14 protein-coding genes are annotated in these 14,647 nt (G+C 42.0%); 10 read left to right on the top strand and 4 right to left on the bottom strand.

Annotated elements, in window-relative coordinates:
* Positions 1-17: 17 nt before the first annotated feature.
* The 3 genes from galU to IGJ05_RS04650 all read left to right on the top strand — a co-directional run bounded on the left by galU (position 18) and on the right by IGJ05_RS04650 (position 2,215).
* Positions 18-935, top strand: coding sequence for a UTP--glucose-1-phosphate uridylyltransferase GalU (gene galU, locus IGJ05_RS04660; protein ID WP_074931604.1), 918 nt, complete (start codon positions 18-20; stop codon positions 933-935).
* Positions 936-1,094: 159 nt separating this feature from the next.
* Entirely contained in the window at positions 1,095-1,520 is a 426-nt protein-coding gene (locus tag IGJ05_RS04655; protein ID WP_005235398.1) for a DUF948 domain-containing protein, read from the top strand.
* 14 nt (positions 1,521-1,534) lie between these two features.
* Positions 1,535-2,215, top strand: a complete 681-nt coding sequence (locus IGJ05_RS04650) for a YtxH domain-containing protein (protein ID WP_016610287.1) — start codon at positions 1,535-1,537, stop codon at positions 2,213-2,215.
* A gap of 83 nt (positions 2,216-2,298) precedes the next feature.
* On the opposite strand, the gene IGJ05_RS04645 is transcribed toward IGJ05_RS04650, so the two are convergent.
* Both IGJ05_RS04645 and IGJ05_RS04640 read right to left on the bottom strand, forming a co-directional pair.
* Positions 2,299-3,177, bottom strand: coding sequence for an NAD-dependent epimerase/dehydratase family protein (locus tag IGJ05_RS04645; protein WP_225001309.1), 879 nt, complete (start codon positions 3,175-3,177; stop codon positions 2,299-2,301).
* Positions 3,178-3,231: 54 nt separating this feature from the next.
* A complete protein-coding gene (locus IGJ05_RS04640; RefSeq protein ID WP_015509518.1) occupies positions 3,232-4,332 on the bottom strand; it encodes a M24 family metallopeptidase in 1,101 nt (366 codons plus the stop codon).
* A 194-nt stretch (positions 4,333-4,526) separates the two neighbouring features.
* On the opposite strand from IGJ05_RS04640, the gene ccpA reads away from it, so the two are divergent.
* The gene (ccpA, locus tag IGJ05_RS04635; RefSeq protein WP_005225798.1) at positions 4,527-5,525 is read left to right on the top strand and encodes a catabolite control protein A; all 999 of its coding nucleotides are present in this window, start codon (positions 4,527-4,529) and stop codon (positions 5,523-5,525) included.
* 142 nt (positions 5,526-5,667) lie between these two features.
* Here ccpA and IGJ05_RS04630 read toward each other — a convergent pair whose 3' ends face one another.
* The gene (locus IGJ05_RS04630; RefSeq protein WP_317755828.1) at positions 5,668-8,112 is read right to left on the bottom strand and encodes a transglycosylase domain-containing protein; all 2,445 of its coding nucleotides are present in this window, start codon (positions 8,110-8,112) and stop codon (positions 5,668-5,670) included.
* Positions 8,113-8,374: 262 nt separating this feature from the next.
* On the opposite strand from IGJ05_RS04630, the gene tyrS reads away from it, so the two are divergent.
* The 4 genes from tyrS (at position 8,375) to IGJ05_RS04610 (ending at position 12,032) form a co-directional block, all read left to right on the top strand.
* Positions 8,375-9,637, top strand: coding sequence for a tyrosine--tRNA ligase (tyrS, locus tag IGJ05_RS04625; RefSeq protein WP_266166889.1), 1,263 nt, complete (start codon positions 8,375-8,377; stop codon positions 9,635-9,637).
* Positions 9,638-9,706: 69 nt separating this feature from the next.
* Positions 9,707-10,618: an AEC family transporter gene (locus IGJ05_RS04620; protein ID WP_005225801.1), complete on the top strand. Its 912-nt coding sequence runs from the start codon at positions 9,707-9,709 to the stop codon at positions 10,616-10,618.
* A gap of 88 nt (positions 10,619-10,706) precedes the next feature.
* Positions 10,707-11,600, top strand: coding sequence for a deoxyribonuclease IV (locus IGJ05_RS04615; RefSeq protein WP_005225802.1), 894 nt, complete (start codon positions 10,707-10,709; stop codon positions 11,598-11,600).
* A gap of 45 nt (positions 11,601-11,645) precedes the next feature.
* Complete coding sequence (locus IGJ05_RS04610) at positions 11,646-12,032, top strand: cytidine deaminase family protein (protein WP_151195320.1); 387 nt, start codon at positions 11,646-11,648, stop codon at positions 12,030-12,032.
* A 134-nt stretch (positions 12,033-12,166) separates the two neighbouring features.
* Here the strand turns inward: IGJ05_RS04610 and IGJ05_RS04605 are convergent, their stop codons facing one another.
* Complete coding sequence (locus IGJ05_RS04605) at positions 12,167-12,784, bottom strand: FMN-dependent NADH-azoreductase (protein WP_266166892.1); 618 nt, start codon at positions 12,782-12,784, stop codon at positions 12,167-12,169.
* Positions 12,785-12,946: 162 nt separating this feature from the next.
* Between IGJ05_RS04605 and IGJ05_RS04600 the strand changes: the two genes are divergently transcribed.
* Positions 12,947-13,642 (top strand): response regulator transcription factor, encoded by a 696-nt coding sequence (locus tag IGJ05_RS04600; protein WP_005225805.1) that lies wholly within the window; start codon positions 12,947-12,949, stop codon positions 13,640-13,642.
* A complete protein-coding gene (locus tag IGJ05_RS04595) occupies positions 13,639-14,586 on the top strand; it encodes a sensor histidine kinase (protein ID WP_266166893.1) in 948 nt (315 codons plus the stop codon). Before IGJ05_RS04600 ends, IGJ05_RS04595 begins: the two co-directional genes overlap by 4 nt.
* Positions 14,587-14,647: the final 61 nt, after the last annotated feature.

Below are 14,647 nucleotides of genomic sequence, written 5' to 3'. Positions count from 1 at the left end.
TTAAAGGAGCGAGTCACATGAATGTCAAAAAAGCAGTTATCCCAGCAGCTGGTCTAGGTACCCGATTTTTACCAGCTACAAAAGCAATGGCAAAGGAAATGTTGCCGATCGTTGACAAACCAACGATTCAGTTTATCGTGGAAGAAGCTTTACAATCAGGGATCGAAGATATTTTGATCGTCACAGGGAAAGCAAAGCGTCCGATCGAAGACCATTTCGATGCCAATTTAGAATTAGAGATGAATCTAAAAGAAAAAGGCAAAACGGAGCTTCTGAAATTAGTGGAAGAAACAACTGACGTAAATCTTCACTTCATTCGCCAATCTCATCCGAAAGGATTAGGTCATGCCGTATTACAGGCTCGAGCATTTGTCGGAAATGAACCGTTCGTAGTTATGCTAGGTGATGACTTGATGGAAGATCAAGTACCGTTGACCAAACAGTTGATCGATAATTATGAAAAAACGCATGCATCAACGATCGCTGTCATGGATGTTCCTCATGAAGATACATCAAAATACGGGATCATTGATCCTGGTATGGAAGTTGAAAAAGGCTTGTTCAATGTCAAAAACTTTGTTGAAAAACCAGCGCCAGAAAATGCGCCAAGTGATTTAGCAATTATTGGCCGCTACTTGCTGACCCCTGAAATTTTTGATATTTTAGCCAATCAAGAACCAGGTGCTGGTGGTGAGATCCAATTGACGGATGCCATCGACACATTAAACAAAACTCAACGCGTCTTTGCTCATCAATTTACCGGCAAGCGTTACGATGTAGGAGATAAATTCGGTTTCTTAAAAACAAGTATCGAGTATGGTCTAGTGCACCCTGAAGTTAAAGACAACTTGAAAGAGTATTTGATCGAGTTAGGAAAAGAACTAGCTCCGGCTCAAAAAGAAGTCAAAGAAGCACCGAAAGCGTCAAAAAAATAACAAAAACTCCTAAACAAGGCGATTTCTGATGAAATTGCTTTGTTTTATATTATTTCCTGTTGAAAGCGGATAATTTTCTTAAAAATGCAGTCTTTTATTTGTAGAAAGTGCAGTGAAATGCTATTCTTAATATAAGTAAATGGGGAAAGGAGCCATTCTATGTCAGGAGGAGAACTAGCTGCATTGATTGCTGCGATCGCATTTGTCGTATTGGTCATTTTCGTCGTTCGTTTGTTGATGCAAGTCAGCAAGACAATGACCAAAGTAGACAAAACGGTCGAAGAGGCAAACACAACCATCCGTGTCATTACCAAAGACGTTGATATTCTTTCAAAAGAGGTTGAAGGTCTTTTGGTAAAAACGAATGAGCTTTTACAAGATGTGAACGGAAAAGTCGCAACCATCGATCCTTTGTTCACAGCAGTTGCAGATCTAAGTACCAGTGTTTCAGAACTAAATGTTTCTGGAAAAAATTTAATTACGCGCGTGGGTAGTCTTGGCCGGACCACTGCCAAAGCAACGGTAGCTGGAAAAGTCGGTCAAACAGCCATGAAATTTTTCAAAGACAAAAATAACCAAAAATAAAAGGAGGACTTTCAATGAGTAAAAAAGGCGGATTTTTATTAGGAGCAATCATCGGAGGAACAGCGGCAGCAGCAGCAGCACTTTTGTTGGCGCCAGAATCTGGTAAAACATTAAGAAATAAATTAGCAAAACAAGCAGACGATTTATTAGATAAAGCATCTGATTATGGTGATTTAGCCAAAGAAAGAAGTACGGATCTTGTCGATATCGCTAAAGACAAAGCGGCAAAACTAAGCGAGCAAGCATCTGACTTCACCGGTTCTTTAACAGCGAAAGTCGATGACTTAAAAGAAACAGCAGCTGGTTCATCAGAAGAAACCGTTGAAGAGTTAAAGAAACAAGCAGGTGATCTATCAGAACGCTTCAAAAAATCAGCGAACGAGGTCAAAGAATCAGCGAAAGATGCCAAAGTAGACGCTGATGACACGGTGCAAGATATCATCATTGATGCAAAATCTTCTGCAGCGGATATGAAACAAACCGTCAAAGAAGGAGCACAAGAAGCAAAACCTGTCGTTGAAGAAGCCAAAAAAGACGGTCAAGCAGCCGCAGCTGATTTGAAAAAAGAAGCTGGAAAAGCAGCAGATGATGCCAAAAAAACAGCGAAAGCAGAAACAAAAGATGCCAAAGCTGACTTAGAAGATGCGAAAGAAGAATTAAAAGATACATTAGAAAAAAACAATCCTGAAGCATAAGTAAGGATACAAAAATTTGATTACTTCAAAAGATAAAAACGTTCGCCAGTTAAATCGGCGAACGTTTTTTTGTGATTTGGTAGTTATTCGTTTGATGCTTGGGTGATTTCCCAATCGCAAAGTTGATAGAGCCAATCCTGCAGTTGACTGAATGGAAAGCCAATTTCCTCAGCGAGACCAACATTGATCGAATAAGCAGGTGTACCATTATAAGGGCCTTGATCGCCTGTTTCTGAAAAGAGCGGGGAAAGACCAGTTTTTTTCGTCACGTATTGCAGCACTTCTTCTAAGGAAACTGTACCTTTTGACGCACCATTGATGGGTCCTGTGAACGAGCTAGTACCTAGAAACGCTAAAAATTTACCAGCCTCTTGGGCATCCACAAAGCCCATTTGATGCGTTAGATTATCGACAGCCATTGGCTTTTGCTTTATCAGATGGTCAATGTAAAAGGTAAAACGTTTTGTGTAATCATCTGCACCGATCACATAAGGAAAGCGGACAAAAACGGACGGGATTTGACTGTATTTTTGGGTCAGGATCTCTTCCACGGTTCGCTTGCCTTGTGCATAATCGACCTCCTCAGAGCCAACCAGTCTGAAGGGTTCTTTAGCAGGGTCAAAATCCGCTTCAATCAAATCGAAGTGTAATTCATGGTATGCAGACATTGAGCTAGTAACGATGTAGCGCTTCGGTGTGACATGACGCAGTAGAATCTCAATGTCGTTGGAAGTATAAGCAATATTGTCGTAAATGACCTCATAGGTTTCTTTTGTTAATGCCGTTTTGATACTTTCTTCCTCCGTGCGATCGAAGATGATTCTGTTGACTTGATCGCCAAAGGAATCTTTCGTGTTCCCTCGGGTAGCGATCGTCACGTCCAATCCTTGATCAATTAGTGATTGGACCAAATATTTACCGAAAAAACGCGTGCCGCCTAAAACCAACACTTTTTTACTCATAAGAACACTCCTTTTCATGTAATGCCAACATGTTGCGCCGTTTCATTAGGAAAATCAAGATAAGATCAATAATTCTTTTGCTGTCTTGGTAAAAGGTACACAGCCATCTGCAGTGACATACACACAGTCTTCAATGCGGACACCGACCTGATCTGGTAAATAAATGCCCGGTTCGATAGAGAAGCACATGCCTTCTTCGATCACTAAATCATTGCCAGTGATCAAAGAGGGGAACTCATGAACCGTGGTCCCGATGCCGTGACCTAGACGATGGTTGAAGTAGTCGCCGTAGCCATAGCCAGTAATCACATCACGAGCAATCTTGTCTAATTCTCCAGCGGTAATCCCAGGTTTGACCGCTGCTTGCGCTGCTAGTTCTGCTTCAAGAACGATGTCATAAATTTTTCTTTGTAATGCAGTTGGTTCTTTATAGGCAACCGTTCTGGTTGCATCACTGCAATATCCTTTCCAAACGACCCCTAGGTCAAACAAGACAAGTTCATTGGCAGTCACTTTGCGGTCACCAGGTACGCCATGAGGACTGGCTGCATTAGCACCAGCTAACACCGTCGTATCGAAGGACATATGGGAAACCCCACGTTTTTTCAACTCGTACTCAATTTCCGCCACGATTGCCATTTCGCTGACGCCTTCTTTGATGGCAGCAAACCCAATCTCAAAAGCAACGTCTGCCCAGTTGCCAGCTTCTAGCAAGGTGTCAATTTCAGCAGCCGTTTTGGTTAACTGCATTTTTTGAATGACCGGAGTCACATCTAAAGAAAAATCGGTCTGTGGCAAAAACCGTTTCAATGCTTCATAGCGCTCGACGGAAAGGTCATTTTTTTCTAGTGCCAAGGAAGAAACTCGGTAACGAGAGGTCAATTCCTGACAGATTTTCGCCCAAGGGTCTTCGCTATCGAGATAACCGATAATGTCAAAAGGCCAGCCGCTATTTTTTGCTTCTTCTACTTCCAGAGCTGGTGTGAAAAGAAAGGGATCTTTTCCAGGTGCGACAAACAAAGCAAGGACCCGTTCATGAGGTTCACTTTTAAAACCTGAAAAATAAGCGATTGTTGCTGGATTAGAAATATAGGCAACATCTGCACCATTGGTTTTCAACCAGCCATTTAACTCATTGATTTTTTTATCATTCATTTGAAAAAACCTTCTTTCAAGTATTCTTTTTCTATTTTATCATGCTTTAGAAGAGAATAGGGGCGGGGAAAGTAGGAAATTGCTAAGTTTTCATGAAAACAAAATTAAAACGGTTGCAAATACGGAAAAAATTTGCTATTCTAACAAAGAAATGTAAATAAGATTTTCTGAAAATAGAATAAGGGAGATATATCATGGAAAAACAAACAATTACGATTTATGATGTTGCACGGGAAGCGAATGTATCGATGGCAACTGTTTCACGGGTAGTCAACGGAAATCCAAATGTAAAACCAGCAACTCGTAAGAAAGTGCTGGAAGTGATCGACCGCTTGGATTATCGTCCAAACGCAGTTGCTCGAGGGTTGGCAAGTAAAAAAACCACGACTGTTGGTGTCATCATTCCTGATGTCAGCAATATGTTCTTCTCATCACTTGCTCGTGGGATCGATGATGTAGCGACCATGTATAAATACAATATCATCTTAGCCAACTCTGATGGCGATACGATGAAAGAAGTCAACGTTTTGAACAACTTGTTAGCAAAACAAGTGGACGGCGTTATCTTCATGGGTCATCGCATCACGGATGAAATTCGCGGGGAATTCTCTCGCTCAAAAACACCAGTCGTTTTAGCTGGTTCGATCGATCCTGATGAACAAGTAGGAAGTGTCAATATCGATTACACAGCAGCTGCCAAAGATGCTGTTTCATTATTGGCGAAAAACAATCAAAAAATCGCTTTTGTCAGCGGTGCTTTGATCGATCCAATCAATGGCCAAAACCGCTTGAAAGGCTATAAAGAAGCCTTGAAAGAAAACAACCTTGAATATTCTGAAGGGTTGATCTTTGAATCACCATACAGCTTTAAAGAAGGCTTAGCCTTAGTTGATCGCATCATCAACAGTGGTGCAACAGCAGCTTATGTCACAGACGATGAGTTAGCCATCGGCGTCTTAGATGGTTTGTTAGACAAAGGTGTTAAAGTTCCTGAAGATTTCGAGATCATCACCAGCAACAATTCATTATTGGCTGAAGCAGCTCGTCCACGCTTATCAAGCGTGACGCAACCATTGTATGATATGGGTGCCGTTGCGATGCGTCTATTGACAAAAATGATGAACAAAGAAGATGTAGAACAAAAAACGATCGTCTTGCCTTACGGTATTTCAGAAAAAAGCTCTACGAAATAAGCAGCGATTTGATCAAACGATCAGTGGAACAACGCCTTGTTGTTCCACTTTTTGCTTCAACGATCGTTCGTGTGGGGAGAAAATCTATGGATTTTCTCCTCACACTTTTTTTGCATAAAAAAACTGATCAGCACAAGGCTGATCAGTCATCATTATTGTTGGTATTTTGTTGATTATTGTTTTGCTGTTCCTCATCGTCATCCTCATCATTTGCCGTAGGTGTAACATTGTTGGATGCGTTATTCGATGATGTATTCGACGAACGATTTGTTGAACGGCTAGAAGATGCTTTTCTCCAATAGTCAGCGTAGTTTGCATCTGAACCACCTAGTCCAAATTTGAAATCGACCGTATCTGGTCCGCCAGTGGCCCAATACGAAGTAACGGTACTGCTTGGATTGGTATAGGTTCGATTATCGACTCGCACGGTTCCTCCTGGTTGGGTACCAGTAAACTTGGAAACTTGAGCTTTTTTGACATCATTAGAAAGTTCAAACTTCTGATTCACACCAAAGACTTCTTGGTTTGTTTGATAAATACGATTGATCAAGTAAGCCATATAGTTGGCTGTCCGAGTTCCTGCAGCGCTATCGGTCCCTTTATTGTCATCTCGACCTGACCAGCTGCTGATGGTGATCGATGGGGTGGAGACGACTAGCCAAGAGTCCGACCAGTTGTTGGTGGAACCAGTTTTTCCGACCCAATCGGCATTTCCGAGGTTCCAATCCAATCCGCTGATAACCGATTTAAAGGAACTGGTTTTTTGCTCATCGATGACACTACGCATCATGTCGGTCATGATGGAAGCCGTCGCTTCTGAAAAGACTTGGACAGGTTTGGCTTCATGCTGGTAAAGCACTTCGCCTTCATTGTCTTTGATTGATTCGATGATATAGCCTTGCTGATAAACACCATTATTGGCAAATGTTTGGAAGCCATTCGTTTGATTCAAGACTGTGACATCTGTAACCCCTAATGGCGCTGATTCATACGCCCAGCTATTATCTTCGGGATAGCCCATTTTGCTTAAATAATTTGTGTAGGCATAAAAATGATCGCCTTCTTTTTCCCAAAGATCTTGGAAAATATTTGTCGCTGCGATATTACTGGAAACCTCCAATGATTCACGAATCGACATAAAAGTATTGGTTCCACGGTTTGTGGCATTGACGATCGGCTCACCGGCGTTTTCTCCTGTCCGCCATTTTGCGGCATAGTCAGAAACCATCGATTCAGAGCCCATTAAGCCACTTTCGATCGCCGGTCCGTAAACCAGCATGGGTTTGATACTTGAACCTGCTTGGCGTTTGGCATCAAAGGCATGGTTGAATTGATTGTCAGCATAGTTACGACCGCCAATAAAGCCTAGTACTTTCCCAGTGGCGTTGTCCATCATGACATTGCCGACTTCGATGGTGGAGTCACCCCAGTTGTCTAGCATATAGCCGTATTTGTCGACGGCATCTTGCATCGCATTATAAATATCTTTATCGATCGTTGATGTGACGGTATAGCCGCCATTAACAAGTTTTTGCTGCGCCAATTCGAAGTATTTTTGATAGGTTTCCTCTTTGGCGTATTCTTCGTCACTGACATCATCTTCATCTGCCAGCTGTTTGGCAATAATGTCTTTTGCTTCATTTAACACAGTGTAATAAAGGAAGCTTTGATCCGTTTGTTCAATGGCTTCTTGTTTTTTGAAGTCTTGCTTCAAGTCATAATTAAGCGCCTCTTCGTATTCTTCTTTCGTGATATCGTGGTTACGATACATACTGAAGAGCACGAAGTCTTTTCGTTCTAAGCCAGCGGTCAAGTTTTCCTTGATCTCACCCGTATTTGTATAAGGGCTGTAGACGATCGGGCTTTGTGGCAGACCCGCAATAAAGGCTGCTTGCGGTAAAGACAGGTCAGCTGCGTTGACGCCAAAAATTCCTTGCGCCGCTTCTTGCACACCTGCGATATTTTGCCCTTTATTGTTTCGACCAAAAGGGGAGATGTTTAAATACATGGTGACGATCTCATCTTTATCGAAAAATTTCTCCACTTCCATGGCTAATAAAATCTCATTGGCTTTGCGTTTAAAGGTCGTTTCACTGGAAAGGATTTGTTGTTTTACCAGCTGCTGGGTCAAAGTGGAACCCCCGCTGCCGCCAAAGCCTGTCGCTTCTGATAATAATGCCCGCACGACTGCTTTTGGTACGACCCCATTATGAATATTAAAATATTCATCCTCTGTTGCGATGATCGCTTTTTTCAAATAATCTGAAATTTGATCGGAATTAACCGACGTTCGCATTAGATCCGAGCGAATCGTTGCGATTTTGCTGCCATCAGCGTATGCGAGTTGAGAAGTCTCTGTGATGTCGGTCAATTCTTTTTGTAACTCATCTTTAGAAGGAGCTGCGGTATCTTCCACAAGAAAAGCAAAGTAGCCAGCACCGATCCCTAAGGCTAAAGAACCGCCTAGAACCAGCAAAGAAATAGCAACTAAGAACAAGGCATGTAAAACCCTAAGACTGATGTTGAAATAGAACCAGCCTCTATTTTTGTTTTCTGTATTCTTTTGATTTTTCGTTTTCTGGGACAAAAAGAGTCACCTCAATAAATTAGAATAGATTCCGTGTAATTATAGCAAAAAACAAGGCGCTTGGGTAGCACCCTATCTGTTATCGAAAGAAGTGTGCGAGAAAATGCCAGTTGGTGTTTGTATTGAACCAGCGATAATAAAGGAAAATGAACGGATTTGCCTAAAAGTTTCTTTTTTGGTAAAGGACTTTGAGAGAAAGACTTTTCATTGACCTCTTTTTCAGTTAAGATGAACAATGAAGCAATTATTAGGAGGAGAAAGAATGAGTACAGACTTTTTTGAAGAGCTAAAGCAACGCGGATTAGTTCATCAGACCACAGACGAAGCAGCCTTGACCAAACAATTAAATGAAGAGTCTGTGAAACTATATATCGGCTTTGATCCTACCGCAGATAGCCTGCATATTGGTCATTTATTGCCTATTTTGATGTTGCGCCGTTTCCAACAAAACGGACATGTGCCGATTGCATTAGTAGGCGGTGGTACAGGAATGATCGGTGACCCATCCTTTAAAGATCAAGAACGTCAATTAAACACACTAGATACCGTTTTAGAATGGTCACAAAGTATCAAGAGCCAATTATCTCGCTTCATTGATTTTGATGACCAAGAAAATCCTGCCATCATTGCCAATAACTATGAGTGGCTAGGGGAATTGAAACTGATTGATTTCTTGCGCGACACTGGGAAAAACTTTACCATCAATTACATGATGAGCAAAGAAAGTGTCAAACGTCGGATCGAAACTGGGATCTCCTACACGGAATTTGCATACCAGCTATTACAAGCCTATGACTTTTTGAATCTTTACGACAACCACGGTTGCTTGTTGCAATTAGGCGGTAGCGATCAATGGGGGAATATCACCTCTGGGATCGAGTTATTACGTCGTGAGCGTGAAGTCCAAGGGTTCGGTTTGACTATGCCATTGATCACAAAAGCAGATGGAACGAAATTTGGGAAAACAGAAGGCAATGCGGTTTGGCTAGATGCCAAGAAAACGACGCCTTACGAGTTCTACCAATTCTGGATCAATACGGATGATCGTGATGCAGTCAAATTCTTGAAATATTTCACCTTCTTATCATTAGAAGAAATCGCTGCGATCGAAGCAGAGTTTAACGCTGCACCAGAATCTCGAGCAGCACAAAAAGCTTTGGCAAAAGAAGTCACTACTTTGGTTCATGGGGCAGAGGCTTATGAACAAGCCTTACGCATCTCAGCAAGTTTATTCAGCGGCAATATCAAAGAATTGAACGCTGAAGAGATCGAACAAGGCTTCAAAGGGGTGCCAAGCCATCAGGTAACAGCAGATGATTCTTTAAACATCGTTGAAGTGTTGACGACTGCTAAAATCGAACCATCAAAACGTCAAGCAAGAGAAGACGTTCAAAATGGTGCCATCTACATTAATGGGGAACGCGTCCAAGACCTAACGTACGAGCTCCAAGCAAGTGACCGGATCGGTAGAAAATACGTCGTGATTCGTCGTGGCAAGAAAAAATATTTCTTATTAACATTTTAATCGCAAAAAGCGAACCGCCTTGTTGGTTCGCTTTTTTCAAATTTTTGTAGAGGAAGGGTTTTTGTTGGAATGGGAAATATAGTGTTGAATGCCGCCGGTTTATTTGCCATGATCTTCTTAGGGTATTTTCTTAAGCGGCTAAATGTCCTTTCGAAAGCGGATGGCTCGATCTTATCCAAAATTATTTTGAATGTGACGTTACCGGCAGCAATCATTTTGAATTTAGCTTCAATGCAAGTACAAGTCAGTGCGCTTAGTTTGATTGTGATCGCGTTGATCATTACGATCGTTCAGATCCTCTTCGCATTTTTCTTGACCAAAAAAGAATCGAACACGCTGCAGCAGTTTGCGATGTACTGCGGGTCAGGCTTTAATATCGGCAATTTTGCGATTCCTTTTGCCCAAAGCTTTTATCCTTTAGGGATTCCGCTGATTTCGCTGTTTGATATGGGGAACAGTATCATGTTGGCAGGGGGAACGACGATTTTCATCGAATTCTTGATTGGAAAGCGGACGACGTTTGAACCAGGGAAAATCTTTTTGAATCTCCTGCGTTCGCCAACGTTTACTATTTATCTAGTGATGCTGATTATCCGCAGTGCGGATTGGAGGATTCCCGAAGCGGCATTGGCGCTTGTCCAACCAATCGGGATCGCAAATACGTTTTTGTCCATGTTTATGATTGGCTTATTTTTGGATTTCCGCTTACCGAAGCACACCACCCAAACCGTGATCAAAATTTTAAGCTTGCGGTACGGACTGGCATTCGTGCTGTTCGCAGCTTTCTATGTTTTACCAATCCCAGTTTTATTAAAGCCAGTTCTTTGTTTGTTAGTGTTTGCTCCAATTCCTTTATTCGGTGTCATTAATTCCGTGATTGCTGGAATGGAGGAAGAAGCGGTGGGGTTCGTTTCTTCCATTAGCTTTTTGATAAGTATGCCGCTAATGACGGGTGTTCTGATGTTATTTGGACTCGCTTGATAAAAAAATACGGCAATGAGCAAAATAATCGCTTTACAAGGCGCTTTTATCGATAATAGAGAAGACTAGATTTAGGAGGAAAAGAAAAATGTTGATTGGTTCACACGTTTCAATGAGCGGCAAAAAAATGCTTTTAGGAGCAGCAGAAGAGGCAGCTAGCTATCAAGCTACTACGTTTATGATCTATACCGGAGCTCCGCAAAACACGCGGCGCAAACCGATCGAAGAAATGCAGATCGCAGCTGGACAAGACTTTATGACGGAAAAAGGAATTTCGAATATCGTCGTCCATGCCCCGTACATCATTAATTTAGGCAATACCATCAAACCAGAAAACTTTGGCTTTGCTGTTTCGTTCTTACAAGAAGAAATCCAACGAGCCCAAGCTTTAGGTGCAACTCAAATCACATTGCACCCCGGTGCCCATGTCGGTGCAGGACCAGAAGCTGGGATCAAGCAGATCATTAAAGGCTTGAACGAGGTCCTTGAAAAAAATCAAACTGCCCAGATCGCATTAGAAACAATGGCAGGTAAAGGCACCGAGATTGGTCGCAGCTTTGAAGAATTGGCAGCAATTATCGATGGTGTCACCTTAAATGAAAAATTATCCGTTACCCTAGATACTTGTCACACGAATGATGCTGGCTACAATGTCAAAGAAGACTTTGACGGCGTGTTAAACGAGTTTGACAAAATCATCGGGTTGGATCGCTTGAAGGTCATCCATGTCAATGATTCAAAAAATCCACAGGGCAGCCACAAAGACCGACATGCGAATATTGGTTTTGGCACGATCGGCTTTGAAGCCTTGAATAAGATCGTTCATCATGAGCAATTATCAGCATTACCGAAAATTTTGGAAACACCCTATGTCGGCGAAGACAAAAAGAATAAAAAAGCCCCTTATGGCTATGAAATCGCGATGCTGCGGGAGAAGACCTTTGATCCTGAGCTATTGACGAAAATCATGGCGGGTGCTTAAACGGTTCATTTAACCATGAGCCAGCTTATTATTGGAGGAAGAAAAATGGACTTTCAGTTGCTGATCGATGCCGCGAAACAAAAACTGGGATTCAGACAGCTCTCTCAATTTGCAGAAGCAGGGAGTGTCGCGGCAGCTCTGGCTACTGCAGATGGACAGATTTATACAGGGATCTGTATCGATACCAGCTGTTCTATGGGTTTTTGCGCCGAACAGGCTGCGGCTGCGCAAATGATCACCGATGGTCAGCAGCGGGTGTTACTGATGGTTGCAATCAATTCGGCAGGTGAGCCGATCCCACCTTGTGGTCGTTGTCGTGAATTCATCAGCCAGCTGGATCCTGCCAACCATAACACGCAGGTCATGATCGCAGCAGGAAAAATCATGACGCTAGAAGAGCTGTTGCCTGTTGATTGGAAAGCATCAAAATAAAAAGAGTCCCCTTAGACCGCTGTGTTCTAAGGGGACTCTTTGTTTTATCGATCCATAGACGAGCTACGTTTTTGGATAAAAAAACTCCTCAACAAGCAATAGCGCTTTGTTGAGGAGTTGATCGATAGCAATGATTAGAATTTTTTCGCAGCAGCTGCTACGCGTTCTAAACCTTCAGCAATGATTTCTGCTGTTTTAGAAGGATCTGCATTGTGGCCTTCAATGATTACTTCTTCTATGATGTTCATGCCGAACATACCACCGAAAACTTTTTCCATAAAGGTTACAGCGTTTTCCATTGCGCTCATTTCGCCTGAGTAAACACCACCACGGGCATTCAATAGAACGATTTCTTTGTCTTTCAGTAATTGGTTCATTGAACCATCTTCGTTATAAGAAAAAGTAAAGCCAGCTTGGAAAATATAGTCGATGAATGTGTGCAAGGCAGCAGGAATCGTTAAGTTCCACATTGGGAAAGCGAAAACGATGGTATCCGCTGCTGCGAATTTGTTCATCACGTCTTGGCGGACAGTCATCAATTCTTGTTCTTCTTGGTTTAATTCTTGTTCTTGTGAAAGTTTGCCAAATGCTTCAAATAACGTTTGACCGATATAAGGCATTGGTTGTGCGTACACATCAAAGGTTACAACGTCCACATTGTTGGTATCAAGATTTTCAACGAACGTATCAAACATTTTTGCAGATACTCCATCAGGACGGTTATTGGCTTTAACAACTAAAATATTTTTCATTTTTTTCCACCTTTACTTTAAGTAAGTTTTAATCACAAAATGTAGTATACTATAAAATAATTTTGCTTACAATAAATAAGTACACTTTTTTTAAAAAAGCTGGAATTTTGCAGTTTTTTTCACACAGATTTGGTAAACTTTAGAGAAAACAGGAGGATTTATATGAAAATATTCGTGGTCGAAGATGACAAATCGTTAGTCAAAATGATGGAAAATCAATTATCCCGCTATGCGTATCAAACCTTTGTTCCAGAAAATTTCGCTGCGGTTTTAGATGAATTCTTGATGATCCAACCTGATTTGGTTTTGTTGGATGTCAATCTTCCTTATTATGATGGGTTTTATTGGTGCCAAAAAATCAGGGAACGCTCGTTGGTTCCAATTCTCTTCATCTCCGCCCGTGACGGCAATATGGATCAAGTGATGGCTCTAGAATATGGTGCTGATGATTATCTAGTCAAACCTTTTTCTTATGATTTGCTGCTGGCAAAAGTAAAAAGCCACATCCGCAGAGTCTACGGGGATTATGCACAGTCTGATCGGGCGAGAAGTTTGAAAGCCGGCGAATTGATCTACTATCCCGAAGCATTGAAGATGGTCTATCGTGAAGCCAGTGAATGGCTGACTGTTCGAGAAGGAGAATTATTGACCCTGTTAATGTCGGCACACCCAGAGATGGTCAAACGGGAACGGATCTTAAATCTATTATGGGATGATGAGCGCTTCGTTGATGACAATACGCTTTCTGTCAATGTCGGCCGTTTGCGAAAAAAATTGGCGGCAATGGGCATCAATGATCCGATCCAAACGATTCGCGGAAAGGGCTACGCTTTATCAGTGATAGGTACGGAAGAATGAAAGCATATGCAAGTGTTCATTTACCTAAACTACTCGTTACGTTCCTAGCCATTTCATTGTTCGTTTTAGTGATTTGGTTGGATGGCTATCGAAATTACCTCGTAATTGGTTATGGTCTGCTTCTATTTGGGCTGTTCATTGTTCTTGTTTATTTGGTAGATTACCTTTCCAATACTGCGTTTTATCAGTATATCAAGCATGGAAGAGCGACAAACCGAAGCAATGGCTACCTTTCCAAGCAATGGCGCAAGCAGTTCGATGCCCATGAACAGCAAGAGCAAGAGCGGCTGACAGAATTAGATCAGCACCATCAAAATCATATTCGTTTCATGAATATCTGGGTTCATCAAATGAAAACACCTGTCTCAGTTTTGGCGCTAATGGCTGAAAGTGAAGAAGTCGATAGCTATGATCTTTTGGCTGAAACAGATCGCTTAAAAAGTGGCTTGGCGACTGCGCTGAATTTTGTGCGCTTGGAAGATTTCACGGAGGACTTCGTTATCGAATCAGCCTCATTGTTGGAATTGTTAAAACACAGTATCGGTGACCAGAAGCGAAATTTTATTCGCAGTGAAGTCTATCCGAAGCTGATGAGTGAAGCAGATATCACGGTGACAACAGACAAAAAATGGCTAGGTATTTTGCTCTTTCAACTCATCAGCAACGCCATCAAGTACTCAAAGCCAGACAGTAAAGTCTATTTTGAGATCGATCCTTTTTCTAGAAGCTTAACGATCGCAGATGAAGGCTGCGGGATTGCAACAGCGGATCTCCCGCGAGTTTTTCGCCCCTTTTATACAGGTCAGAATGGGCGGCAAACAGGAGAGGCAACTGGGATCGGTCTTTATTTAGTTGAAACGATCAGTACGCAATTAGATATCGATGTGTCGCTTGCCTCTAAGGAGAATCAAGGCACGACAGTTACCTTAACATTTCGGAGGTGAAGGCTTTCTTACAATTTTGTAAGCTTTCTATCATGAAATCGATAACTGATTGCGGTGCCGC

This window comes from Enterococcus sp. AZ167, assembly GCF_051714025.1.
GTDB classification, from domain to species: domain Bacteria; phylum Bacillota; class Bacilli; order Lactobacillales; family Enterococcaceae; genus Enterococcus_D; species Enterococcus_D casseliflavus.
The sequence above is the reverse complement of the archived record's forward strand: the minus strand, read 5'-3'. Positions and strand labels throughout refer to the sequence as shown.